This is a genomic window from Streptomyces sp. NPDC012474, assembly GCF_042955185.1.
Taxonomy (GTDB): Bacteria; Actinomycetota; Actinomycetes; order Streptomycetales; family Streptomycetaceae; genus Streptomyces; species Streptomyces cahuitamycinicus.
This window is the reverse complement of sequence record NZ_JBIBEP010000026.1, coordinates 12,811-37,306: the sequence shown is the minus strand read 5'-3', so window position 1 is coordinate 37,306 and position 24,496 is coordinate 12,811. Positions and strand designations below refer to the sequence as shown.

General features: G+C 71.2%; 26 protein-coding genes. 4 read left to right on the top strand and 22 right to left on the bottom strand.

Translation table 11 applies throughout. The features are described from left to right. Positions 1–127 precede the first annotated feature (127 nt). On the top strand, positions 128–511 hold the full coding sequence (locus ACFY9S_RS37110; protein WP_391137860.1) for a DUF192 domain-containing protein: 384 nt from the start codon (positions 128–130) through the stop codon (positions 509–511). On the opposite strand, the gene ACFY9S_RS37105 is transcribed toward ACFY9S_RS37110, so the two are convergent. From ACFY9S_RS37105 to ACFY9S_RS37090, 4 genes are all read right to left on the bottom strand, one after another. Further along, positions 444–917: a hypothetical protein gene (locus tag ACFY9S_RS37105; RefSeq protein WP_391137858.1), complete on the bottom strand. Its 474-nt coding sequence runs from the start codon at positions 915–917 to the stop codon at positions 444–446. The two genes, ACFY9S_RS37110 and ACFY9S_RS37105, sit on opposite strands and share 68 nt — an antisense overlap. Positions 918–1,261: 344 nt before the next feature. Continuing rightward, positions 1,262–2,116 (bottom strand): hypothetical protein, encoded by an 855-nt coding sequence (locus ACFY9S_RS37100; protein ID WP_391137855.1) that lies wholly within the window; start codon positions 2,114–2,116, stop codon positions 1,262–1,264. Between the two features lie 12 nt (positions 2,117–2,128). Next, positions 2,129–4,174 carry a hypothetical protein gene (locus ACFY9S_RS37095; protein ID WP_391137852.1) on the bottom strand — a complete coding sequence of 682 codons (2,046 nt, stop codon included), beginning with the start codon at positions 4,172–4,174 and terminating at the stop codon, positions 2,129–2,131. A gap of 197 nt (positions 4,175–4,371) precedes the next feature. Next, positions 4,372–4,875: an ATP-binding protein gene (locus tag ACFY9S_RS37090; protein WP_391137849.1), complete on the bottom strand. Its 504-nt coding sequence runs from the start codon at positions 4,873–4,875 to the stop codon at positions 4,372–4,374. Between the two features lie 270 nt (positions 4,876–5,145). On the opposite strand from ACFY9S_RS37090, the gene ACFY9S_RS37085 reads away from it, so the two are divergent. Next, positions 5,146–5,997: a Scr1 family TA system antitoxin-like transcriptional regulator gene (locus ACFY9S_RS37085; RefSeq protein ID WP_391137847.1), complete on the top strand. Its 852-nt coding sequence runs from the start codon at positions 5,146–5,148 to the stop codon at positions 5,995–5,997. Positions 5,998–6,013: 16 nt separating this feature from the next. Beyond that, a complete protein-coding gene (locus ACFY9S_RS37080) occupies positions 6,014–6,205 on the top strand; it encodes a hypothetical protein (RefSeq protein ID WP_391137844.1) in 192 nt (63 codons plus the stop codon). 75 nt (positions 6,206–6,280) lie between these two features. Here the strand turns inward: ACFY9S_RS37080 and ACFY9S_RS37075 are convergent, their stop codons facing one another. From ACFY9S_RS37075 to ACFY9S_RS37050, 6 genes are all read right to left on the bottom strand, one after another. Further along, positions 6,281–6,931 (bottom strand): OmpA family protein, encoded by a 651-nt coding sequence (locus ACFY9S_RS37075; RefSeq protein ID WP_391137841.1) that lies wholly within the window; start codon positions 6,929–6,931, stop codon positions 6,281–6,283. 8 nt (positions 6,932–6,939) lie between these two features. Next, entirely contained in the window at positions 6,940–7,524 is a 585-nt protein-coding gene (locus ACFY9S_RS37070; RefSeq protein WP_391137838.1) for a hypothetical protein, read from the bottom strand. 33 nt (positions 7,525–7,557) lie between these two features. After that, entirely contained in the window at positions 7,558–8,160 is a 603-nt protein-coding gene (locus tag ACFY9S_RS37065) for a pilus assembly protein TadG-related protein (protein WP_391137834.1), read from the bottom strand. Next, complete coding sequence (locus ACFY9S_RS37060; protein ID WP_391137831.1) at positions 8,157–8,390, bottom strand: Flp family type IVb pilin; 234 nt, start codon at positions 8,388–8,390, stop codon at positions 8,157–8,159. Before ACFY9S_RS37060 ends, ACFY9S_RS37065 begins: the two co-directional genes overlap by 4 nt. A 145-nt stretch (positions 8,391–8,535) precedes the next feature. Beyond that, positions 8,536–9,504 (bottom strand): response regulator, encoded by a 969-nt coding sequence (locus ACFY9S_RS37055; RefSeq protein WP_391137828.1) that lies wholly within the window; start codon positions 9,502–9,504, stop codon positions 8,536–8,538. 26 nt (positions 9,505–9,530) lie between these two features. Next, complete coding sequence (locus tag ACFY9S_RS37050; protein WP_391137825.1) at positions 9,531–10,724, bottom strand: histidine kinase; 1,194 nt, start codon at positions 10,722–10,724, stop codon at positions 9,531–9,533. A 147-nt stretch (positions 10,725–10,871) separates the two neighbouring features. Here ACFY9S_RS37050 and ACFY9S_RS37045 point away from each other — a divergent pair, with 147 nt between their 5' ends. Next, positions 10,872–11,051 carry a hypothetical protein gene (locus ACFY9S_RS37045; RefSeq protein ID WP_391137822.1) on the top strand — a complete coding sequence of 60 codons (180 nt, stop codon included), beginning with the start codon at positions 10,872–10,874 and terminating at the stop codon, positions 11,049–11,051. Between the two features lie 489 nt (positions 11,052–11,540). On the opposite strand, the gene ACFY9S_RS37040 is transcribed toward ACFY9S_RS37045, so the two are convergent. From ACFY9S_RS37040 to ACFY9S_RS36985, 12 genes are all read right to left on the bottom strand, one after another. Next, positions 11,541–12,428 (bottom strand): DUF5936 domain-containing protein, encoded by an 888-nt coding sequence (locus ACFY9S_RS37040; RefSeq protein WP_003992659.1) that lies wholly within the window; start codon positions 12,426–12,428, stop codon positions 11,541–11,543. Positions 12,429–12,444: 16 nt separating this feature from the next. Continuing rightward, positions 12,445–13,389, bottom strand: coding sequence for a type II secretion system F family protein (locus ACFY9S_RS37035; protein ID WP_102912301.1), 945 nt, complete (start codon positions 13,387–13,389; stop codon positions 12,445–12,447). Positions 13,390–13,398: 9 nt separating this feature from the next. Further along, positions 13,399–14,736, bottom strand: a complete 1,338-nt coding sequence (locus tag ACFY9S_RS37030; protein ID WP_102912300.1) for a CpaF family protein — start codon at positions 14,734–14,736, stop codon at positions 13,399–13,401. Positions 14,737–14,768: 32 nt separating this feature from the next. Next, positions 14,769–15,125 carry a TadE/TadG family type IV pilus assembly protein gene (locus ACFY9S_RS37025; RefSeq protein ID WP_391137817.1) on the bottom strand — a complete coding sequence of 119 codons (357 nt, stop codon included), beginning with the start codon at positions 15,123–15,125 and terminating at the stop codon, positions 14,769–14,771. A gap of 145 nt (positions 15,126–15,270) precedes the next feature. Then, a complete protein-coding gene (locus ACFY9S_RS37020) occupies positions 15,271–15,666 on the bottom strand; it encodes a pilus assembly protein (RefSeq protein ID WP_391137814.1) in 396 nt (131 codons plus the stop codon). Next, complete coding sequence (locus ACFY9S_RS37015; protein WP_391137811.1) at positions 15,663–16,895, bottom strand: AAA family ATPase; 1,233 nt, start codon at positions 16,893–16,895, stop codon at positions 15,663–15,665. The genes ACFY9S_RS37020 and ACFY9S_RS37015 overlap by 4 nt, the downstream gene beginning before the upstream one ends. Before the next feature lie 9 nt (positions 16,896–16,904). After that, on the bottom strand, positions 16,905–17,612 hold the full coding sequence (cpaB, locus tag ACFY9S_RS37010) for a Flp pilus assembly protein CpaB (RefSeq protein WP_102912296.1): 708 nt from the start codon (positions 17,610–17,612) through the stop codon (positions 16,905–16,907). A gap of 88 nt (positions 17,613–17,700) precedes the next feature. Next, a complete protein-coding gene (locus tag ACFY9S_RS37005; protein ID WP_391137949.1) occupies positions 17,701–18,534 on the bottom strand; it encodes a hypothetical protein in 834 nt (277 codons plus the stop codon). 303 nt (positions 18,535–18,837) lie between these two features. Continuing rightward, a complete protein-coding gene (locus ACFY9S_RS37000) occupies positions 18,838–20,154 on the bottom strand; it encodes an Nramp family divalent metal transporter (RefSeq protein WP_391137808.1) in 1,317 nt (438 codons plus the stop codon). A gap of 102 nt (positions 20,155–20,256) precedes the next feature. Next, positions 20,257–20,739 (bottom strand): ATP-binding protein, encoded by a 483-nt coding sequence (locus tag ACFY9S_RS36995; RefSeq protein WP_391137805.1) that lies wholly within the window; start codon positions 20,737–20,739, stop codon positions 20,257–20,259. 80 nt (positions 20,740–20,819) lie between these two features. Further along, the gene (locus ACFY9S_RS36990; RefSeq protein WP_391137803.1) at positions 20,820–21,719 is read right to left on the bottom strand and encodes an anti-sigma factor RsbA family regulatory protein; all 900 of its coding nucleotides are present in this window, start codon (positions 21,717–21,719) and stop codon (positions 20,820–20,822) included. Positions 21,720–21,755: 36 nt separating this feature from the next. Beyond that, a complete protein-coding gene (locus ACFY9S_RS36985; RefSeq protein WP_391137946.1) occupies positions 21,756–24,482 on the bottom strand; it encodes a LuxR C-terminal-related transcriptional regulator in 2,727 nt (908 codons plus the stop codon). Positions 24,483–24,496: the final 14 nt, after the last annotated feature.

Below are 24,496 nucleotides of genomic sequence, written 5' to 3'. Positions count from 1 at the left end.
AATACCGCTTGGGGCGTTTCAGTCAGGAACGAGCAAAGGCTTGGGGCCGTTGGCCCATGTGAGGGCTGTCCTCTGCGGATACGTTCAGAGCCGGAGTGGTGTGGGTGCACGGTCGGAAGGGGTCCGGGTGGGGCGGCGTTGGCGGGACGGGCGTGGGGAGCTGGTCGTGCACGGGGGTGACGGGGGGCCGTCCGTCACGGTGCCGCTGGAGATCGCCACCTCCTATCGGGCCCGTACGAAGGGGTTGTTGGGGCGGGACTCCGTCGACGGGGCGATCCTGCTCTCCCCCGCCAACGGCGTGCACACCTTCCGTATGCGTATCCCGATCGACGTCGCCTACCTGGACCGTCACCTGCGCGTCATCGCCGTGCGGACCATGCGGCCGGGGCGGCTGGGGATGCCCCGGCTGCGGGCCCGGCATGTGGTGGAGGCGGGGGCCGGGGTCATGGGCGGGTGGGGGGTGCGGGAAGGGGTTCGGGTGGAGGTTGTCGTGCCGGCGGAGGGGGGTTAGGGCCTCGCCGTCCCCGGTTCTCCAGGTCCCAGAGTGCGCCTTGGGCCGCTTTCGCGTTCTCCCGAGCTGCCGGGCCGTCCGGCTTCATCGACAGGCGCTCCAGCGCCGCCCAAGCCTCCGGGCCGCCCATCGCGCCCAGCAACTCGATGGCCGCGTCCGCACCGATGTCCTCGGTCACACAACTCTCGGCCAGTGCCACCGCCCAGTCGGCGAAGCGCCCCGGATCAGGGTCGAGGGACAGCCAGCGGAACACCGAGTCGGCCACGTCGTTCCGCAAGGACGGGATCATGGCCAGCATCGCCGCCTCGACGTGCCGTACGACGTGTCGCTGCAGCGGATACAGCTGCGGTCGCTCTCGCCACGTGCGTACGAGCTCGTCCACACCGGTCCAGGTCACGTCGACCATGCGGGGCATGCTCTTGCCGACGGCCCGATGGAAATCCTCCCACACGTGCCACAACAAACCGGGCGACGGCGGCTCAGGCACAGGCGGAGACAGATCCGAATCCTCCAGGAGGGCGGTGATCACTCGCTGGGCTTCGATCAACCGCTCGTCCGTGGGTGGCAGTTCCGCGATTCGATTCCGGTCGCCCTCGTTCCAGGGCTCCGGCAAGGTGCGCAGAGCCCGGGGCAGGACGTGGTCACCCTCCGGGTCGTGCCACCGCGGAATCTGCGGATCCCACGTCTCCTCGTCATGCGGCACTCGCGCACGACTCGCAGGGTTCCCTCCGCGCGGAGTCCGTGGACGGTTCACCAGGGCACCCGGCGAGGAACGCGATGCCACCACCAGGGGGTCGCTCCCCCGGCCTCGGCCGGTGTGGGAGCGGTGTCGGTGTGCTCGCTGAACGATCGGTCGAGACGGGTCACAACGTCCCGCAGGGCATCCGCGCTTGGCTCGCCCAGCTCCAGGACGAGTCGTTCCAGAGCGTCTCTGGCCTCCAGGTCGCGGTGGTACAAGTCCGCTCTGTAGCGGCCCTCAGGGGCCCAGTCGGACTGGAGTCGGCTCGTCAGTCGTTCCCACACACGCAGGTAGTGGTGGACGCGGCCTTCGACGCTGTCCGCCTTGCCTGTGGGGAGTCCGGCGAGGAACGCGTCGGAGACGGGAGTGAGGACGGGCTGTCTGTCCAGGATTTCCGGGAGGACTTCGACCGTTGCCCGGGGCAGGTCAGGGACCTGCTCCTCGACCGCGTCCACGCGGTATGCCGTGTCGTCGCCGGTGGCGTTCGCTTCCAGGCGGCACCTGACCGAGCGTCCGTCGGCTACGGCGACCCAGTAGGCGCTCGGCAGGTCGAGCGTCGAGGGGTGGAGTACCGAACTCTTCACCCTGGCCGCCAGACCCAGTGCGAGTCCCTTCTCCGTGAGGGTGCCGGCGGTGGCGTCGTCCACCGTGATGTCCAGTTCCAGTGCCAGATCACCGGGAGGAAGCAGGCGGAAGGTGCAGAGCACGGGAGCGTCCCAGTGACGGTCTTCCCGGTCCACGTCCGCGACGTCGACGGCCACGTCCGGAACCTCCAGCATGTCCGCCAGCGCCTCTCGCAGGGTCGCCGCGTCCAGGTCCGCGACGGTGAAGAGGTTCCCGATCACCGGCCCGCTCCGATCACTCACCTGTACGTCCGCTCACTTGTACGTACCGTCGTAGACGGCCTTTGCCTTCGCGACCTTCTCGGGATTGCCGACGAACTTCGGGTCCCGCTGCAGCTGCTGCGACTTGCCCGCGTCGCCCTTGTTCCGCGCGATCTCCTTCAGCGCCGCGTATTCGATGCGGTCCATCTGGACCAGGCCGGGGCCGGACTTCGGGAAGACCGTTCCGCTGCCTTCCACCTCGTACGATCGGCCGTTGATCTCGTAGGTGTTCCCGTCCGGCGAGAGCGTCGCGCGGCCGTTCGCGATGCCGTCGATGTCGGCACGCACCAGGTCCTCGTTGCCTCTGAGGATCACCGTGTTGCGCTCCTTCACCTGTCCGCTGGACGCCCCGCCGACAGTGTGCCGCTTGTTCGGGAACTTGAGGACTTTGCCGCGCGCCGGACCGGGGATGTCGTCCCTGGCCTCCCATTCGTTGACCGGCCTCGTCCGCTGCTCGGCACCGTCGGCGGCCTTGTCCGCCTCGTTGGCCTGTCGGCGGGCCTCCCGCGCCTGTTCTTCCGCTTCCTCGTCGCAGCCGTCCTGGGCCAGGACGACGTACGGGGAGTCGGCCCGGGGTGCGGCCAGGACGGTGGTGCCGGTGCCGGGGGCGCCGCCGAACGGGGTCCTGCGGGAGGGGGCCGCGATGGTGCAGCCGGACTCGCGGGCCTTGCGTTCGGCTTCGTCCGCCGCCTCGTCGGCTTCCTTCGCCGCCTTGCGTGCGGCATCCGCGTCACCGGCCTTGGCGGCCTTTCTCGCGTCCTCCGCCGCGCCCCCGGCCTTGTCGGTGAGCTTGCCCAGGTCGCCGGCCTTCCCGAGTTTGCCCAGCTTGCCGAGTTTTCCTGCGAGCTTGGCCTCGCCGTAGCCGGGGATGAAGAGGGAGCCGACGTTCCAGACGACCGCGGTGACCGCGCGCGTCTCGTTGCCCTGGTTCCACTGGTCGCGGACCTCGTCCCCGATGAACACGTCGTCGAGGACTTTTCCGCCCGAGTTCAGGGTCGCGCCGCCCCAGTCGGTGAGGGCGTCGAGGTAGTCGCCCTTCGCCCATTTGTCACCGGCGTCCTGGGCGTCCTGCGACCACTGATCGGCGATGACCCCGCCGTAGTCCTTCAGGCCGTCCAGGGTGTCGAGGGGGTTGGTGACGGTGTCCCAGATGCCTTTGAGGTCGCCGCCGATGCCGTCTACGAAGAGGCCTTCACCGACCTGCTTGAGCTGGTCGCCCGTGCAACCGAAGAAGGCGCCGACGCCGCTGAAGCAGCCGTCGTCCTCCTCCTTCTCCGTCTCCTTCTTCTCTTCGTCGGCCTTCTCGCCCTTGTCGTCGGCTTCCTCGTCGGCTTCCTCGTCAGCGTTCTCGTCGGCCTCGGCCTTCTCTTCGGTCCTTTGGCCTTCGGTGTCCTCGGCGCCGGCGGGGTTCTCCTGAGGAGCGGGCTGGTCGGCGGGACCGGCTTCGGTTTCCGTGTCCCCGGACGCCGGGGCCGGGCAGGCCGTGCCCGTGACCTTGCAGACGGCCGACTGGAGACCGCCGTAGATCTGCGGGCCCAGACCGCTGACGACGAGCGCCGTGACGATCGCGGCGACGACCGCGACGAGGCCGGCGTACTCCACCGCCGTCTGGCCCTCGTCCTGGCGCCAGCGGATCATCCGGGGCAGGGAGAAGGGACGGCGTTCGGCACGCTCCCGGCCGGGGAGGCGATACCAGTCGCGGCTTTCCCCGCGGGTGAGGAAGTAGAGGACGAGGAGCGGGAGGAACAGCTGGGTGAAGCCGCGCGGTGAGCCCGCGTGAATGTTCGCCGCCGCGCCGAGGACCAGCCAGGCCTGTACGGCGATCAGGGCGGCCCGTGTCCGGGTCCCGCCCTGCCAGGTACGCCGGGCGAGCCACCAGCCGAGCGCGCCGGGGGCTGCCGCGTAGGCGGTCAGGGCGAGGAGGCCGCCGTCGACGGTGTCGTACGAGGCCGCGGTGAGCAGGACGCCGAGGCCGCCGAGCACCGTGATCGCGAAGAGGGTGTGGACCAGGGCCAGGCCCGTCACGAGCGCACCCGGCATGGGCTGTCGGCTGCCAGGTCCCGGCGGTTGCCACGGGCTTGCGGACCCTGCCCCTGACCCCGCTCCGGAGCCGGTCGATCCTCCTGTCGAGGTCATGCGCCCGCCCCTCCCTCGGTTCATGACACGGCCCGAGGGTAGGGAGGGGTCTGCGGGACGGGATGGGTCCTGGGCCCCAAATCAGGGCCCAAAAGCCCGCCCTATCGCTCGAACGCGCCTCCGCCCCGCAGGTAGGAGCGGGCGCCCTCGCGCGGCAGCACCGTCCACATCCGTGTGCCGCCGCTCGGCTCGCGCGCGTCCCCGAAGCCCCAGTCGCCACCGCACGACCTGACCACAGCGGCGAGCACGCGCAGGGCCGCACGACGACGGGTGTCGCAGGCGGCAGCCAGACGGGCGTTGCTGTGCCGCGGGTGGCCGTCGTAGAGGATCACGCGCAGGGCCGCTTCCCTGTAGCGCAGTGATACGTAGACCTCTGTGGTGGGCGTGAAGCGGCAGGCACACGAAGCCAGTTCGCTCACTACCTGGACCGCCGCGTCGGTCACGTCCTCAAGGCCGTGGGCACGCAGGATCGTCCGGGTGGCGGTGCGGGCGATGGCCGGGGTCTGGAGAGCGGCCGGGAGGGTGAGGCTGTAGGCGAGGGTTTCGGGGGTCGGGGGTGTGGAGGGGGTGGCCGGGGACGAGCAGGTGGTGACAGACGCAGGCATGGCAACTTCCTTGGTTGTCGCAGTGGTCTCGGGCTCCGTCGGGTGGCTCGTCTCCCTGACGCGGGCCGCCCCTCCCAGGGCAGGAGTGAGTGGGTGGTTCGCGTGATGCCCTTCCCTTTTCACCGGAGCGTTTCGTAGCGGGTCTGTCACCGACAGTAGAGATGCAAGAGTCACGGTGTCCATCAATCTGGGGATAATTACCCCCTTCGATAATGAAGTGCGAGGTCACTTACCGGCAGACTGGTGCCCCACGGAGCAGGAAGGGGCGGCATGGCCACGAGAAGTACACCGACGGAGCGGCAGAAGCGTCTGGGTGCCGAGTTGCGGAGGATGCGGCTAGAGGCCGGCGCGACCACGGAGTACGCCGCAGGGCTGCTGGGCATCGATCGGACCCGATTGTCCAACATGGAGTCGGGGATCCGCCCCTTCTCGGCCGAGCGCATCCGCACACTCGCCTGCAACTACGCCTGTGCGGACCGGTGTTATGTCGAGGCACTGGTCGCCATGGCCGATAGCAAGGAACGGGGCTGGTGGGAAAGGCACCGGGGGACTTTGCCCGCCGGGCTGCTGGACATCGCCGAGTTGGAGTGGCACGCGAAGCGAGTGCGAACCGCCCAGGTCATGCACGTACCGGGCCTGCTCCAGACCGCGGACTACGCGCGTGCCGTCTTCGCCGCCGTCCTCCCCGCACTGAGCAGGCTTGAGGTGGAACTGCGCGTGGCACACCGTATCGAGCGCCAGCAGGTCTTCGAACGACCCGAGCCGCTGCCGTATGTGGCGTACGTCCACGAGGCGGCGCTCCGTATGCCCTACGGCGGCACCGAGGTGACGCGGCGCCAACTGGAGTACGTGGCCGAACGGTCAGAGCACGACACCATCGACGTTCGGGTGATTCCGACGAGCGTGGGCGGCTTTCCGGGAGCCGGTCACGCACTGTTGTACGCCGACGGACCCGTGCCCCGGCTCGACACCGTTCAACTGGACTCCGCACACGGGCCGGAATTCACCAGCGCGGAAGCCCAGCTCACCAAGTACCGTGCCCACGTGGACTGGATGGACGACGCGGCGTTGCCGACGGCGGACTCGCGTGACCTCATTCGCAGCGTCGCCCGCGAACTCTGACCGTAAGGAAGCCACCGTGACCAGCATCATCTGGGAAGACCCGTACTGCGGCGAGGGCAACAACTGCTTCCGCATAGGAACCGACCCCGAGGGCAACGCCTACATCGCCGTCGCCGGACAGGAGGAGCGCCACCTCACCGACAGCCGGGAAGCCCTCCGCGCGCTGATTCTCGAGATCAAGGCAGGGAAGGCCGATCACCTGCTCTAGGCGTATCGCCCCCTGAGGTCAGCACAGCGTCAGGGCCCCCGCCCCGCCCTGACGCCTGCCCCTCCCCCTGGGCTCTCAGCTTTCCGAGCGGGGGAAGGAGACCTCGACCCGGCGGTTCTTCTTGCGGCCGGTTTCCGATGAGTTGTCGGCGATGGGGTACTGCTCGCCGTAGCCGCGGACCTCGTAGGTGACGTTCGAGTCGGTCAGTTCCTGGTCGAGGACGTTCTGTACGGCGTCGGCCCGCTTCCTGGACAGGACGTCTCCGTGGGCGGAGGAGCCGAGGTTGTCCGTGAAGCCGAAGACGCGGATCTTCGTCGCGTTCTGCGTCTTGATCTCCTCGGCGATCGCGGAGATCCGGGCCTTCGCCTCGGCGCCGAGTTTCGCGCTGTCCTTGCCGAAGAGGACCTCGGCCTGGAGGGCGAACTTGACGTCGGCGTTGGTGTCTTCGCGTCGTTCGTCGCCGCTCTGGTCTTCGACGACCTGCTTGATGTCGAGGACCTTGGGTTCGGCGAGGGTGCCGCCCTCGGGCAGCTTGAGGTCGGGGTCGTTGGCGTCGACCTCGACGGGCGCGGAGGCGGAGGCCTCGGTGCCGGGGGGAACGCCGGGCGTTTCGTCGGCGTGGGCCGAGACGGCGCCGTAGATGTTCGTGGCGACCATGAGGCCTGCGGCGGTGAGGACGAGGGCGAGGCGTGGAGTCGCCGTTCGGGTTCGGGTGCGGGTCGTCATGGCCGGCCTCACCCGGAGATCTTGATGGTGCCGCTGGAGAACGTCGGGACCTGGAGGGTGACGTCGGTTGCGCTCGCGGGCGGCGTGGGGAACTGGATGAAGACGGGGATGGTCTGACCGGACTCGATCGTGGTGAGACCCGTGGTCGTCAGCGGTCGTCCGTCGGTGTCGCGCAGCACGTAGTAGCGCTTCCTCCCCTTCGAGTCCACGAGCGTCGCGCCGCCGAGTGACGTACCGTGCTTGAGGATCTCAGTCTCGTCGCCGCGCAGTTCGGCAGGGATGGTCAGCGAACCCGAGCCGTCGTTCTTGAACTGACCGTTCACGGTGACGAATCCGCCCGCGTCCCGCTGCGCCGAGGTGATCTGCAGGAGCAGGCCGTCCTTGCCCTTGAGTTCGGCCAGGGGCGCCTCCGCCTTCCCCTCCTGAGCACTCGGCGCAGAGCCACGGTCCTTGGAAGCTGAGGCCGAAGTATCCGGCTTCTTGTCGTCACCGCCACCGCCACCGCCACAGCCGGCCAGCCCCAGAGCCAGTCCGGCCGCCAGGGTCAACGCGACCGTCCTCCTGCGGGCCCTCTCAGTGAACCGCATGGTCATCTCTCCGCTTCCTTCATCGCTCGTCGTTCGTTCTCAGTCGGCCAGGTGGACGTCAAAAAGGTCCTCGGGTTCCGGGAGCTCGGTGAGATCGTCCGGTTTCAGGTCCCAATCCTTGCCGTCGCAGGTGAGGCGAGGGAGCACATCGTCCCCGGCATCCTCGGCAAGGGGTTTGAACTCGCAGAGGGGCTCGATGACGGCCGTGGCAGTGGCCCTGGACCGCTTCTGCGCTGTGGCGGGGACGATGGACTCCCCCATGGGCTTCCGTGTCTGCACAGCGACCTCGTACCCCAGTGGCAATCCGCTGCCCGCGCACCCATCGACATCGGCGTGGTTCTGGTCGGCGAGCTGGTAGGCGCGCGAGCACGGGTCGTTGGTCAGCGGTACGTCACCGTCGAAGATGTCCTGCCACTTGGCGGGGTCGAGAACGGCCTCGACCCACTCGCCCGCAAGCTGGTCCCGGGCGTCCTGGGCAGCTGCGAGCGCCGCGGCGTCGGCCGCCGTCTGGGCACCGCCCCGATTCACTGTGGCCTGGCCGACCGCGAAGTAGGCGAGCGCAAGGAAGAGCAGGCCCCCCACCACCGTGATGTAGATGGGGAAGGCCTGCCCTGCGTCGCGGTACCTGCGAGGTCGCGTCAATTCCCGACCTGGTTGATCAGAGTCGTGATCTTGTTGAGGATCGTCGTGCCGATGCTGGTACCCGTGATCGCCAACACAATCGCCACCACCACCGCGATGATGCCCAGGTACTCGACCGCCGTCTGCCCTTTGTCGCCCGCGCGGCGGCGCATCGCCTCGGCCGTCGTGTTCTTCCAGCCGTTCACGCGGACCTTGGTCGCGACGGCGGTCTTCAGCATCAGGTCGCTCATGGTGTTCCCCTCCGGTTGCGGCTGTGTCGCTCTCGACACGAGGAACGTACGGCCGAACGCCCTGTCCGCCGGAGGGCCCCAGGGCCCAATTCCGGGCCCAATCGCACGGGCCCGGCCTGCTCTCCCTCCATCGCTTCACCGAACGTCACCCCAGTCCCCGGTGTGTGTCCGGTGCCGTGCCGATCCATTTCGCGGCGGCCTCGGAGCGGCTGGTGCTGTGGAGCTTGGCGAAGATGCGGTTGATGTGGTTCTTGACGGTCTTCTCGCTGATGAAGCACGTGGCGGCGATCTGCTGGTTGTTCATGCCGGATGCGATGAGGTCCATGATCTCCGCCTCCCTCGTGCTCAGTTGGAACCGCGACCTGTCGGGAGCAGCCGGACGGCCACTCGTCCACTCAGACGAAGACTGTCCCACATACGGTTGCACTTGCGAAAGGTTTTCTGGAGAAGTGGGTGGGGGTGAAGCGGTGGGAGGATTGAAACCCGCACGTGGAGCGGCCTGTTGAGGTTGCGTATACGGCTGTGCGGAGGTGGAAATTCCGTATGCAGTCGCACTCGATGTCTGGCCCAGACCCTCCGGCAGGGGAGCGGCCGGTGACCGGTCCTGGCGGAGTTGGGCCAGCAGGGCGCCCGCCGCCGTGGGGGTGAAGTGGGCCCGGCCCTCCTTGATGTCCCGTACCGCGTCGACCAGCTGGTCGGCCGTGAACTCGCCGTGGACCAGGTAGCCGCCCGCTCCCCTGCGCAGGGCTTCCTGGACGATCTCCGACTCCCTGCTGTAGGTCAGCATCACCACGGGAGCGATCCGCACCAGGTACGGGAGCGCCGAGATGCCGTCCACGCCCGGCATGCGGACGTCGAGCAGGACGACGTCGGGGCGGTGCTGGTGGGCGGCCTCGTAGGCCTGGCGGCCGTCGGCTGCCTCGGCCACGACCTCGATGTCCGGGCGGCCTGAGAGCAGGGCGGTGAGGCCGGCGCGGACCACGGGGTTGTCGTCCGCCACCACGACCCGCAGGCGGCGGGCCGGTTGGGCCGGCCGCGGGAACGGAAGGTCGGCGAACGGGTGGTGCGGTGGCGGCTGCGGGGCGCCGGTGGAGTGGGGCGTCTGGTCCGGCATCGGGGGCCTCCTCTCGGGTCGTGGGGTCATGCGGTGGGGGTGGTCAGGGCGGCCAGGGGGAGCTCCAGACGGACCTCCGTGCCCTGGGGGTGGCCGCCGCGCCCTATGCGGATGCGGGCGCCCACGGAGGCCGCGCGTTCGACCATGCCGACCAGCCCGAAGTGGCCCGCGCGGCGCAGCTGTTCGAGGGTGGTGCCGGGCGGTAGGCCGCGGCCGTCGTCGTAGACGCTGATGCGGAGCAGGTCGCCGTGGACCCCCGCGCTGACGTCGACGCGGGTGGGGTGGGCGTGGCGGTGGGCGTTCTCCATGGCTTCCGAGGCGATCATGAGGAGCTGGCGGGCCACCGCCGGGGGGACGGGGGGAACGGCGTGGGCGCCGGTGGGGCGGTAGACCGCCGTCAGTCCGGTGCGGGCGCTGAAGTCGCGGCTTCGGGCGGCGAGTTCGACCAGTACGTCGGTGGCCTCGTCGGGGTCCGATTCGCGGCGCAGGTCGGCCAGGAGCTCGCGGGATTCGGCGGCGGCCCGGCGGGCCGAGCGGGCGACCAGTGCCGCCTGCTGTCTCACCAGCGCCGGGTCCATGCGGTCGGCGTTCGCCGAGGTGGTCAGGCCGTCCGCGGCCAGGGCCACTCCGTGCAGGGTCTTGGCGACGGAGTCGTGCATCTCGCGGGCCAGCCGGGCGCGTTCGGCGCTCACCGCCTCCGTCACGGCGAGCCGGGCCTGGACGGTGGTGAGGGCCTGGGTGGCCGCGCCGAAGCGGAGCATGAGGTTGCGGAGGCTGGAGCCGACGGCTCCGGCGATGACGCAGAGGCCGGGCAGAAGGGCGGACTCGGTGATGCCGGGGGCCGGGTCCTCCTGTGCCGCGTGGATGAGGAGCAGGAGGAGCGCCTGGAGCGAGGCGAAGACCGCCGCCCCGCGCCAGCCGTAGACCAGGCCCGCCAGGAGGGGGGTGCAGACGCTGACGTAGGCGAGGGTGCTGTCGGGGCCGGCCGCGGTGAGGAGCAGGGCGCCGAAGAGGGTGTCCGCGGCGAGGAGGGAGGGGTGGCGCAGGAGGAGGGGGCCGAAGCGTTCCCAGTCCCTGAAGAGGACGTAGGAGGTCATGAACGTGACGACCACGGCCGCGCCGACGAGCCGGATGGGGAGGCCGTCGTTCGCGTTGACGAGGGCGGTGGGGGTGGCCAGGGCGATCATGGCCAGGCGGAAGCCGAACACCTGGCGGCACATGGCCTGGAGGGCGTTGACCTGGATGTCGATGGCGGGGCCGGCGGGGTGGGCGGTGTCCCGGGCTTCGGCCGGGGCCGGGTTTCCACCCGTACCCTCCGTGCGGCTTTCGTCGCCGCATGCGGGTGGCCCCTGCCAGGGTGTCGCACCATGGGCGGCCGGCTGATCGCGTGGGGGTTCCGGTGCACCGCCGTCGGCAGCCGGCCGACCCTGCGGGAGCCCAGCACCATCGGCGACCGGCTGACCCCGTGGAGGTTCCGGTGCACCGCCATCGGCAGCCGGCCGACCCTGCGGGAGCCCAGCACCATCGGTGGCCGGCTGACCCCGTGAGGGTTCCGGCGCAGCACCATCGGCGGCCGGCTGAGCGTTCGCGTCCCATCCCGGACCGCCCGTCCCACCCCCAGCGGATCCGCTGTCCGCGGCCACCGGGGCCACCGGGGCGGCCACCGGGACCACCGGGGCCATCGCGGCCACCGGCGCCAAACCGGGCGCGCCGGAATCCGCCGCTGCCCCCGGAGGCGCCACCTTCCGCCGCCCGCCCCCCTTGATCCGCAGGGTCGGCTCACCACCGACCGCCGCCTCCCACCCGGGTGGCAGTGCGGGCGTCACGGACGTCACCGGTACGTCCGGCGCGCCCGTGCGGACATGCGCCGGCAGGACCGTCCCCGCCGGGGGCGTCGTGATCTCCGGTGTCCGCTCCTCACGGCGGCGGCGACGCCCCAGCAGCCCTGCCCCCAGCCCTGCCCGCTCCCCCGCCCGTTCCAGCCCTGCCCGCTCCCCCGCCCGCTCCCCTGTCATCGCCATGACCTAGCCCCTCCCCTACTTGCCCGTCACCGAGCCGAAGTCCGTGCCCGAGCCGAGGATCAGGCCCGCGCCGAGCAGCAGCATCGTGGCCGGGACCATGAAGGTCGTGATCATCATCGTGGCCTTCGGGACGGCCCGGGCCGCCTTGCGGCGGGCGTTCTGTGCGTCCGTACGGCGCATGTCCTTGGCGAGGGACACCAGCGTGTCGACGATCGGCGCGCCCAGTTCCTCGCCCTGCTGGAGAGCCGTCACGAACATCGCCACCTGCTCGGAGTCGTTGCGGCGGCGCAGTTCCGCGAAGGCCTGGCGGCGGCTCATGCCGAGGTCCATCTGGCGCAGGGTGATGCGCAGTTCGTCGGCCCAGGGGCCCTCGTACCGGGACGCGACCCGGTCCAGCGCCTGGCGGAATCCCAGGCCCGCGCTGACGACGACCGCGAGGACGTCGAGGAAGTCCGGCAGGGTCCGTTCGATGACGTCCTTGCGGATGCGGATCGCGGACCAGATGCCGACCTCCGTCCAGAACGCGCCGAAGGCCAGCAGGAGCAGGGCGACCAGCAGTTGGCCCCGCATGAGAAAGACCAGGAACCCCACGGCGCCCAGGAAGCCGTAGACCGCCCGGCGGGCCGCGTACCGGTCGATCGTCAGGCCGCCGGGGTTGCCCGCGAGGTCGATCTTGCGGCGGTACTTGGCCACCTGCTTCGGGCCCATCAGCCGCAGCACCGCGGGCGCGTAGCGCATGCCCAGGCGGTCGATGAGCGAGTCGACCGCCCCGGTGCGGGTGGAGCCGACCTCCAGGGCCAGGGCGAGGTCGCCGGGCAGTTTGGCCTCCGCCCGGTACATGCGGATGCCGGCGAAGACGCCCCAGACGCTGAGGCCCATCAGCAGGGCGAGGAGCAGTCCCATGGTTGCCTCCGGGCTTTCAGACGTCGATGCGGGACAGGCGGCGGATGAGGACGAAGCCGACGGCGTAGAGCGAGAAGGCGATGATGACCGCCCCCTGGCCGAAGGGCGAGCCGGTCATGCGGTCGAGGGCGCCGTCCTTGACCCCGTTCATGAGGAACAGGGAGCCGACGCCCAGGACCGGGACGGCGTACGACGTCATGCTGACCTGAGAGAGCTGGGTGCGGACCTCGCGCCGGGTCTCCTTGCGTTCCTCCAGGGTCTCGGTGAGGTTGCGCAGGGCGCTCACCACCTGACCGCCGGCCCGGTTCGACAGGACCAGCGTGGTGACGAGGACGACCAGTTCGCGGGACGGGAGGCGGTCGGCCAGTTCGCCCAGCGCGTCGTCCATCGAGGCGCCGACCGCCAGCTGGTTGGAGACCTTGCCCAGTTCCTCGCCCGCCGGGGCCTCCATCTCCTCGGCGGCCATGCCGATCGCCGTGCGCAGGGCGAGACCGGCCTGGGTGGCGTTGGCGAGGATCCGGGCCATCTCGGGGAGCTGGTTGATGAACTTCTCGATGCGTTTCTGGCGCTGCCAGTTGAGGAACTGGATGGCCACCCCGATGCCCAGGAGGCCCGCCAGGGGGCCGAAGAACGGGGCCAGGGCCGCCTGGCCGATCAGCCACAGGCCGGCGACCGTGGCGAGCATGTAGACGAAGAACTCACCGGGGGTGATGTCCAGGCCGGTGGCCGCGAGGCGCAGTTCCAGCTGCTTGCCGAGCCTGGTGCGCCGCAGACGCCGGTCGATCTCGCGGAAGTTGCGGCGCCGGCCACCCGCCGGGATCCGGCCGGTGGCGGACAGGCGGTCGACCAGTGCCTGCCGCTGTGCCCTGCCCATGGCGTAGGAGTGCAGGCCGACGACCGCGAGGACGCAGGTCAGCAGGGTGATGCCGGTGGTGAGCGTGATGAGCTGGTGCAGTTCCATCGGTCGGTCCTACCTGGCTTCTCGGGTGGCTAGCTGGTCCGCGGACCGGGCGATGCCGAAGGCCTGCGGGAGGGGCTGGCTCGCCATGTAGAGGCGGTCGGCGGTGCGGCGTGGGAGGGGGTGGTACTCGAAGGCGCCGTGGATACGGCCGTCGGAGGTCATGGGCTGCGCGTCGAAGCGGGCGACCGTGACCAGGCGGTACGGGTCGCTGCCGTGGCTGTCCATCAGTGCGATCTCGGTGATGCGGCGGGCACCGTCGGCGAACCTCGTCAGCTGCACGATGACGTCGATGGCGCTGTTGATCTGGTCGTGCAGCGCCACGAAGGGGATCTCGACGTCGGACATGGACGCGAGGGTCTGCAGCCGCATCAGCGCGTCCTCCGCGCTGTTGGCGTGGACGGTGGCGAGTGAGCCGTCGTGGCCGGTCGACATGGCCTGGAGCATGTCGAGGGACTCGCCGCCGCGGACCTCACCGACGACGATGCGGTCGGGGCGCATGCGCAGGGAGTTGCGGACGAGGTCGCGGATCGTGACCTGGCCCTTGCCCTCGACGTTCGGGGGCCGCGACTCCAGGCGGATCACGTGGGGCTGCTGGAGCTGGAGTTCGGCGGAGTCCTCGATGGTGATGATGCGTTCGCCCTGCGGGATGAGGCCCGACAGGGCGTTCAGCAGGGTCGTCTTCCCGGTGCCCGTCGCACCCGAGACGATGATGTTGAACTTCGCCTGCACCAGGCCCGCCAGCAGGTACAGCATGTGCTCGTCGAGTGAGCCGAGGCCGATCAGCTCCTGGAGCGTGAAGGAGCGCGGGAAGCGGCGGATGGTGAGGGTGGCGCCCGTCAGGGACAGGGGCGGGATGATGACGTTGACGCGCTCTCCGGAGGGGAGGCGGGCGTCGACCATCGGGTTCGACTCGTCCACGCGGCGGTTGACCGTCGAGACGATCCGCTCGATGGTCTGCATCAGCTGGTCGTTGGAGGCGAAGCGCAACGGCAGCTGCTCGACCCGGCCACCGCGCTCCACGAAGATCGCGTCCGGACCGTTCACCATGATCTCGGTGATGGACGCGTCCTCCAGGAGCGGCTCCAGGATGCCCAGGCCGAGCGCCTCGTCGACCACCCTGCGGATCAGCTGCGAGCGCTCCACCGTCGACAGGACAGGGCCCTCGCGGCTGATGATGTGCCCGAGCACGCGCTCCAGCCGCGCCCTGCGCTCGGCGGCGGCCAGCGAACTCATCTCCGCGAGGTCGATCTCCTCCAGGAGCTTGGCTCGGTAGGAGGCGACCATGTGGCCGTCCTCGCCCCGATTGCCGTTCTCCTCGGGGGTGTTGATACGTGCTCGCAGGCTCATGAGTGCGGTGCTCCTAGCTCGGTGCTCGGTGCTCAGTGGTCGAGCGGCATCGTCGCGGTCTTGACGGCCGGGTCGAAGTCCCAGCCCGGCACCAGGGACGGGATCTGCACGGTGGCCGTGACGGTGACCTCGTCAGCGCCGATCGATGCCGGGCAGGTCGTCTCGTCGGCCAGCCAACTGCTGATCGCGGCCCGGCAGTCCGCCTCGTGCGGTCCCTCCAGCGACGCACTGCGCGCCCCGGTCCTGGCCGCCGTTCCGGCCTGCTGGGCCGTGTAGGCGATCAGGCCGAGCTGCACGGCCGCCAGGCCGACGAGCAGCAGGATCGGCAGGAACCCGATGAACTCGATGGCGACCTGGCCGCGGTCGCGGGCCTTGCGTGCGTTCGGCATCTCGGTCCGCATCGCAGTCCGCGTCTCAGTCCGCGTCTCGGTCCGCACCGCAGTCCGCGTCTCAGTCCGCGTCTCGGTCCGCACCGCAGTCCGCGTCTCAGTCCGCATCTCGGTCCGCACCGCAGTCCGCATCTCGGTCCACATCTCAGTCCGCCTCCTCGACCGCGCCGGCGTGGCCGTGGACCGTGAACGGGAAGGACAGCGTGCCCGGGAAGAGAATCGGGACCTGGAGGTTCACGTCGGCCGTGACGTAGCCGGAGCCTCCGCAGGTCACGTCGGCACCCGAGCGCCACGCCTCGGACAGGTGCTTGAGCCCCGCCGCCTCGCACGCGGCCTGCCGCGCTCCCGGCTCGGCCGCCGTGGCCTGCCGTACCGCCTCGTCCGCGGCGTTCCCCGCGAGGATGAAGGTGTAGCCGACGAGAACGACCTGCCACAGCGCGATCAGCGTCACGATGATCGTCGGTGTCATGCCGAGGAACTCGATGGTGACCTGGCCCCGGTCCCGTAAGGCCGCGGGCGTGAGAACCGAGCGCACGCTCATCCTTCTCTCCTTCGCCGGAAACTCACCGGTCCCCGGCCCGCCTTCTGGCCCCCGTCGGGGGTTTTGACCAGGCCCAGTTCGCCCGCCAGTCCCCACAGGGCCTGCTTCACCGAGCTCTTGCTCTCCAGTTCGTGGATGCGGCCCGCGTCCACGACGCTCTGCAGTTCCTTGAAGTTGGCGGGGACCACGGTGGCCGCGACCGCCGTGCCGGTGATCCTCTGGATCAGGGGCGGCTGGATCTCCGTGGCGCGCGAGTGCCGGTTGACGACGACGGTCGTCTCCTCGGCCTTGCGGATCTGCAGCCGGTCCCACATCCGCACGGCCCGTTTGGCGCCCCGTACGGCGACCACGTCCGGCGTGGTGACCAGCAGGGCCCGGTCGGCCATCTCCACGGCCGCCGCCCCGGCGCCGCCGAGCTGGGCGCCGCAGTCGATGACGACGACCTCGTAGCGCGAGCGCAGGGCACTGACGATCTGCCGGGCGGCGCGGTCGGTGACGTCCTCGCCGCGTTCCCCTTCGGCGGGGGCGAGCAGCAGGGCGAGTCCGGTGTCGTGCCGGAAGACCGCGTCGGCCAGGACGCGCGGGGAGATGTCGGCGATGGCGGCCAGGTCGACGACGGACCGGCGGAACTGGACGTCCAGGTAGGAGGCGATGTCGCCGGTCTGGAGGTCCATGTCGACCAGGGCGGTGCTGCGGCCGGAGGCCTGGGCGGCCAGGGCCAGCTGGATGGCGGTCAGGGTGGTGCCCGCGCCGCCCTTCGCGCCGCTGACCGTGACGACGGTGCCGCCGACGCCGGTGAACACGTCACCACCCGCGCCCAGGTGCCGTCGTACGCCGACGGACCACTGGGCGACGGCCTGGACGCGGCTGGCGAGTTCCTCGTAGCTGAGCGGCAGGGCGACCACGCCGCGGGCGCCGTAGTCCATGGCGGCCTGGAAGAGGCCGGGGCTCGCGTCGGAGGTGACGAGGATGACGCCGACGGCGGGGAAGCGCAATGCCACTTCGCGGATCAGTTCCAGCGCGGGGACGGGGCCGATCCGCTCGTGGACGATCACGACCTCCGGCAGCTCGTCGACCGACTCGGCGGCCAGCCGCGCGAGGGTGTCGATGAGCTGGGTGGAGTCGACCACGGGGGCGACGGGCTCGGCGTCCGGGAGCTGGCTGAGCAGCGTAGTGACGGACCGGACCGCGTCCGTGTCACCGACTGCCGGGAGGATCCTCGTGGGCATGGCAGCCTCTCACTTGTCCTTCGCGAGTTCGTACGTCCGGTCCCGCTCGGGGACGGTGGTGTCGCTGCCGGGCGCGACGAGGGCGAGCCGGACCCGCTTGGCGAACGACTCGGCGTAGGTGATGCGCTGGGCGTCGAGGGCGGACAGCGCGAACGTGATGGGGACGGCGTCGGTGGGCTGCTGGGTGCGGTTGCCCTCGTCGGGCTTGAGCGCGGTGAGTTCGCCGACGTCGAGGACCTTGACGTCGGTGACGATGATCTTCGACTGGTCGGGGTCGCCCTCGCGCGCGCCCTCGAAGGTGGCGTAGACGTTGACCGAGGCGCCGGGCGTGATCTTGCCGGCCACGCCGGTCGCCGAGTCGACCATGATGGCGACCTCCTGCTGGCCGGGCTGGAGGGCCGGCCGGCGGACGATCATGTCGGACTGGAGCAGGGAGCCCGCGCGCAGCGTGGTCACGGCGATCTTGCCCTGGATCTCCCGCAGATCGGTGACCGCGTTGTCGGACAGCCACCGTTCGGGCATCTTGATCTTCTCGAACTGGCCCGTGCGGAGGGTGGTGTAGGGCGGCACGTCGGAGGTGAGCCGGTAGGCGGTGACCTCCGGGCCGACCTTCGACTTCACGTCACTGATGACGGAGAGCACGCCGGCGAAGGCGCCGAGGGCGCAGAGGACCGACAGGAGCAGGAGAATCACGCCGCGGCGCTGACGGGAGTTCATGAACCGGACAACCTCGTTGGGGATATCGGTCGGGCGGGATCGGAACAGGGCGGATGAGCGGTGTCAGGGCTGATGAGGGTGTCAGGCCTCACCCGGCGGCCGTTCGGTTCTCCAGCTGCTTGCGGGGCGGGCTGTCGGGTACGGGTGGCGTGGCCGAGCAGAACACGCAGCGGTCGCCGATGACGTCGATGCCGCACCAGTGGCACTGGCTGCGCCGGACGGAGGTGACCAGCTGGTAGAGGACGGACAGGTCGGGCAGGTAACTGCAGAACTCGATGAGCTTGCCGGTGCCCCACCAGCCGGGCGACTCGGCGGGCAGCCGGGTTTCGCGCAGCCCCTGCACCTTCCAGGAGGGGGCGAGGGTGGCCGTGACCCAGTCGGACTGGAGCTGGCCCTTGGCCAGGAGCATCCAGGTGCCGAACTCGGGGCCGGGGAGCCCGGCTTCGGACGTGATCCGGACGAGGTGCGGTTCGGGGTGGGCCAGGACGCCGAACTGGCTGCCGGGGACCCAGGACTTGGCGTGTGACTTCAGGCCGACGGGGACGCGGTCGAGGCGGGCGACGGAGCCGAGCAGCGCGCCGGCGTGGATGTAGTGGACGAGCAGCCGGCCGGCCGAGGCGAGCACGCCGGGGCTGATGTCGCAGGAGGCGAGCTGCCGTAACTGGCGGGCCAGGACGGCCAGTCCGAGGGGAGGCAGATCCGGCCGGAACAGGGCGATCCGGTCGCTCTCCATGAGGGAACGCAGGGTGTGCAGCCGTCGCTGCACGGCGGTGGGCGCGGCCTGTGAGCACACCACGATCACATGGCCGTGGTGCTCGACCAGGGCCTGCATCTCGGCCAGGGCCTGCTCCAGGGGGCGCCGTTCGACGTCCCGCAGCACGACGGCGGGCAGGGTGCGTTCGTCCTGTGGTGGCAGCGCCATGTCGGCGCTGGTCACGGCAATGGCAGTTGGCACGCGCAGCTCCCCGTTTCCCCATGCCCGTCGGAACGCCGGGTGTCACTCCGGCGCACCGTGTCGACTTCACTGCGTGACTACCTCAGCACTGTAACCACGGCTCTGTGACCGGAGAACAGCGTTTGTGTAGCTGGGGAGCAACTGCCGTTGCACAAGATGCGTCAAAACGGGGCAGGTTGAGCATCTTGCCGGTCGCGGGGGCCCCGAAGGTCCGGGGCGATGGACCCGGTGGGCCCGGCGCCCCGGCCACCCGGCGTCGGTTCGGCGCTCCTAGAAGAACTCCCCCCACGGCTGGTCCCAGATCTGCTTCACGCACAGGATCAGGAACAGCAGCCCCGCGACGGCGAGCATCACGTTGCTCACCGGGCCGCTGCGCCACTCGCGGGGCGTGCGGGAGGAGTTCAGCAGCCAGATCAGCGTGCCGGCGAGGAAGGGCAGGAAGGCCGCGCCGAGCACGCCGTAGATGATGATCAGGCGGAAGGGCTGGTCCTCGAAAAGCAGGATCATCGGCGGGAAGGTCAGCCAGAGCAGGTAGGCGCGGAACGGCCAGGAGCGCTCGCGTGCCCCCGAGGCGACCTCCTCGCCCTTGGACTGGCCCGTGCCCCTCAGGCGGGTCACGAAGTCGGCGAACATCAGGCTCACGCCGTGCCAGACGCCGATCAGCGAGGTGAAGGACGTGGCGAAGAACCCGATCAGGAAGAACGTCGCCGTGGCCGAGCCGTACTCCTCCTCCAGGATGTCGCCCAGCTGGATCAGGCCCTTGTCGCCGCTCGCGATGGCGACGTTCGCCGAGTGCAGCAGCTCCGCGCCGACGAACAGCATGGCGATGACGAAGATGCCGGTCGTGATGTAGGCGACGCGGTTGTCCAGCCGCATGACCTTCATCCAGCCGGTGTCGGTCCAGCCCTTGGCGTTGACCCAGTAGCCGTACGCCGCGAGCGTGATCGTGCCGCCGACGCCGCCGATCAGGCCCAGCGTGTTGAGGATCGAGTCCTTCTCGTCCGGGAGGACCGGCAGCAGCCCGGCGAAGGCGTCGGGGATGTTCGGCGTGACCCGGATGGCCAGGTACACCGTCACCACGAACATGATGCCCACCAGGACCGTCATGACCTTCTCGAACACCGCGTACTTGTTGAACCAGACGAAGACCAGACCGACCAGACCGCAGGCGATGCCCCACCACTTGAGGTCCATCACGTCGGGGAACAGCGCCTGCAGCGGCAGCGCGCTCGACGACATCGCCGCCGCGCCGTAGACGAAGCCCCAGACGACGACGTAGACCGCGAAGAACCACGTCGTCCAGCGGCCGAGGCTGGCCCAGCCGTCGAACAGGGTGCGGCCCGTGGACAGATGCCAGCGGCCCGCCGCCTCGGCCAGGGAGATCTTCACCAGGCAGCCGATGACCGCGGCCCACAGGAGGGTGTAGCCGAAGTTGCTGCCCGCGATCAGTGTGGCGACCAGGTCACCGGCACCGACACCGGTCGCCGCGACGACGATGCCCGGGCCGATGTACTTCCAGCTCGCTTTCCGGGGCTGTGGGGGGTGTGGGGCCTCGTTCTCGGTGGTGTTGCCTGTGGTGTCCGCCATGCAGGTCAAGAAAGCCCAAAGGCGCCCGCGGGACAAGAGGGCCTGACCGGATCTTCACGCGATGCCCGTAGGACACCCTGCCCGGTCAGGCCCGGCGGAGCGTCACGGCTGTCGCCGACCACAGCCGTCCGCCCCGCACGTGCCGAGCTCGAACCACACGGTCTTGCCCGGCCCGTCCCGGTGGCAGCCCCAGCGCTGGGCGAGCGCGTCCACCAGGAACATTCCACGACCGCTCTCCCCGGCGCCCGCGTCCAGTACCCGCGGCACGCGGCGCTCGCCGTCGGCGACCTCGCAGCGCAGTACGCCGTGCGCGGCGAAGAGCGTGAGCCGGAAGCGGCTCCCGGCGTGCACCAGGGCGTTGGTGGCCAGTTCACCGACGAGCAGTTCGGCCACGTCCGCGACCTCACCGCGTTCGGCGAGCCCCCATCCCTCCAACTGCCTGCGGACCTCCGCGCGTGCCTCGCGGACGGCGGAGGGCCGGGGCGCGTACTCGGCACGCGCATGTCCTGCTCCCAGGGGTGGTTGCGGGAACGGGCCGTAGCGGGCATCGGGGTCGGGGAGGTGCCGCCCGGAGAGTTGCAGCATGGGTCCAGGGTGATCCCCGGGGGCGGTCCGGCGCAGGGGGAGGACTACCCGATCCCCTACCTGCTTGTGCAGGTAGGGGGCTATGCGTACTGGAGGCGGACCGTCGCTCCTTGGGCGTCGTCGCGGATGTCGACGTACGCGCAGACCTGACGCGCGTACCACAGCCCCGGGCCCGGTTCCGGGCCTGCGGCCGGCGGGACGAAGCCGGCGAGCGGGTCGTCGAGGCGCCGGGCCGAGCGCAGTTCGCAGACGCAGGCCGGGGCCTCGCCCCACAGCAGGGCGGCACCGTCGAGGGGAGCGAGGGCCGCCGCGGTCTCCGCCACGGCGGCGGCGAACAGCTCGGCGTCGGCGGCCGGCAGCCCCCGGCCCACCGCCCAGCTCTGCACGGCCGCGGCGTGCGGCTCCGCGAGAGGCCTCGCCCCGGTGGGGGGCAACGGCAGGGGTACGGCGTCGAGTTCGGCGGCGAGCCGCAGCGGGTCCTCGTACACCTCGGTGTCGGGGTGGGTGCGGCGGGCCGCGGCGATGACGGCGGGCCCGGCGGTGCGGGTGTCGTACGCGCACAGGGCGGTCGTGGCCAGGGGAGCGAAGAGGAGGTTGGCGAGGGCCTCGTAGCGGATCCACTCGGTGGTCTCGCGGGCCGAGCGGCCGGCCCGGCCGCTCCAGACGGGCTCCATGACGAGGTGGATGCCGCCGCCGGGCCCGGCGTGCGCGTTCAGGTACGCGGCGGCCTGGGCGACGGCGTTGGCGGCGGAGCCGGTGTACCAGTCGGTGTGCGGGATGCAGGTGACGTCCTTCGCGCCCGGGCCGAGGGCGTCCCGCAGGAGGTCCAGGTTGCGCGGGGCGGCGATGGCCACCGGTGGTGGTTCGCCGGAGGCGCCGAGGGCTTCGCCGAGGAAGGGCAGGGCGGCGGCGACGAAGCCGTCGTCTGAGTCGAAGACGGCCATGCGGTGGTCGAACGGGCTGAGTTGTCCGGTGGTCACGTGATCCCCTCGGGTGGGTGGGTGCGGTGGCGGCGGTCAGCGCTGTGCCGTCATCCAGGCCGCGATCTGGCTGCGGTTGCTGAAGCCGAGCTTGCCGAGGATGCGTTCGACATGGCCTTCGGCGGTGCGGCGGGCGATCACCAGGCGGTCGGCGATCTGCTGGTTGGCGAGCCCCTCGGCGACGAGCCGGGCGACCTCGGTCTCGCGGCGGGTCAGCCGGACCGTGGTGTCCTCGTGCGGCGGCGGGGCGGCGGCCTCCGCGCCGGGCGGGCGGCCGGGCTCCTGGAGCGCGTGGCCGGCCAGCTCCGGCAGACCGAGCGCCCCGCCCCGCCGGTGGGCCCGTTCGAACGCCTCCCGCCCGAGGGCGCGGACCGCCTCCTCCTCGCTGTCCCGGCGTGCGGAGTTGAGGGTGCGGGAGCCCCAGCGGCCGGTGTCGACGTCGGCCCAGACCCGGTCGGCGCCGCCCAGCAGCACGGCGGCGTGCTCGTGGGCGCCGCGCCGGGCCGCGATCGACGCGAGCAGGTCGAGGGTGAGGGCGATGCCGATGACGTCGTGGACGGCGAGTTTCAGCCGCAGCGCCTCACGGGCGTGCCGTTCGGCCCGGGGCCAGTCGCCCCGCACGGTGTGGGCGAGGGCGAGCATGCGCAGCACGTAGGAGCGGACCCACTGCTCGCCGTGCCGCTCGCACAGCCGCAGGGCCTGCTCGCAGACCTCGACGGCCCGCTCGGCCTCGCCCAGGAAGCCGAGCGCGCAGGCGAGTTCGACCTGGTCGAGGCCGACGAGGCTCAGGTGCTGGCCGGGCACGGGGCCTCGGGCGACGGTGGCCTCGAAGTGCCGCAGCGCTCCGGGCAGGTCGTCGCCGAACAGCCGGATGACGCCGATGACGTACTCGGCGTGGGCGGCCTCGGCGGTGTCGCCGAGGGCGCGGGCGAGGGCGAGGGCGTCGGTGGCGTGGCGGCGGCCCCGGGGGAAGTCCCGGGTGGCGGCGGCCAGCAGGCCGGTGACCCAGAGGCCGCGGGCCCGTTCCCGGGTCGGTCCGGGGGCGGCGGCCAGGGCCCGGTCGAGCCAGTACAGGCCCTCGCGGGAGGCGCCGCAGGCGTGCCAGTGAAACCAGAGCGTGCCGGCGAGGCGCAGACCGGCGAGGGCCTCGCCGGGGGCGGTGAGGCTGAAGTCGAGGGCGGCACGCAGATTGTCCCGGTCGGCGCGCAGCAGGGCGGCGGTCTCCGGCTGTCCGGGGCCGAACCAGCCGCGCTCGCACTGCTCGGCCCGCCGCGCCATCCAGTCCCGCTGCCGCCGCCGGGCGGCGTCCTCCTGCCCGGTGCCCCGCCGCAACTGCTCGAGACCGTACTGCCGCAGGGTGTCGAGCATCCGGTACCGCACGCCGCCGGGCCCGGTCTCCCGGCAGAGCACGGACTTGTCCACGAGCCCGGCGACCGCTTCCAGCACGTCGTCCGTGCGGAGCCCGGGGGGCGGGAGCAGGGTGAGGGTGTCGGCGGGGGGCGCGGCGGGACAGGCGTGCGCACCCGATCCGGCGGGAGCCACCGCAGGACCGGCATGCCCACCCGATCCGGCGAGAGCCACCGCGGTACAGGCGTGCCCACCCGTCCCGGCGAGAGCCACCGCAGGACCGGCATGCCCACCCGTCCCGGCGGGAGCCACCGCGGTACAGGCGTGCCCACCCGTCCCGGCGAGAGCCACCGCAGGATCGGCATGCCCACCCGTCCCGGCGGGTGCCACCGCAGGACCGGCGTGCGCACCGGAGCCGTCCGTGGGCTGAGCCGGCAGCGCGGGCAGGGGGGCCTCCGGGAGCGCCGGGAAGTGACCCGCGCTCCGAGGAGGCCGGGCGTCGCCTCCCGGGTCGGCGTCCGCGCAGACCGCTTCCGCCGTCTCCAGGTCGAAGCTGCCCGCCAGGACCGACAGCCGGGCCCACACCGTCTGCTCGGGGAGGGTGCACAGGTCGTGGCTCCAGGCGACCGCCGCCCGCAGGGTCTGGTGGCGGGGCAGGGCGGCGGGGCTGCCGGTGGTGAGGAAGCGGTAGCGGTCGTCCAGGCGGTCCAGGAGCTGGTCGACGTCGAGGACGCGCATGCGGACGGCGGCGAGTTCGATGGCGAGGGGCAGGCCGTCCAGGCGGCGGCACAGCCGGGCGACGGAAGCCCTGTTGGCGGCGGTGAGGCGGAAGCCGGGCACGACGGCGGCGGCCCGGTCGGCGAAGAGCGTGAGGGCCGGGTAGCCGTGGGCGGCGGGCAGGTCGCCGTCCGGGTCGGGCACGGGCAGCGGCCGGACCTCCAGGAGGTGCTCCTCGGTGAGGCCGAGCCGGTGCCGGCTGGTGGCGAGGATGCGCACGCCCGCGGTGCCGTGCAGCAGGGCCGCGGCGAGCCGGGCGCAGGCACCGGCCAGGTGCTCGCAGTTGTCGACGACGAGGAGCAGCCGCCGGTCCCGTACTTGTTCGACCAGGGCGTCCAGGGGCGGCTGGGCGGAGCGGTCGTGGAGGCCCAGCGCGTCGGCGGCGGCGAGCGGGACGAGTGCCGGGTCGTGCAGTCCGGACAGGTGCACGAAGCGCACGCCGTCCGGGAAGGCACGCCGCACCCGGGCCGCGATGCGTGCGGCGAGCCGGGTCTTGCCGACGCCGCCCGGTCCGGTCAGCGTCACCAGCCGTGCGCGGGCCAGCAGTTCGCGGCCCTGGGTCAGTTCGCCACGCCGGTCGACGAAGCTGGTCGTCTCGGCCGGCAGGTGGTGGTCCCGTCGTGGCGCTGATCCGCCCATGACCAGCCAGTCCT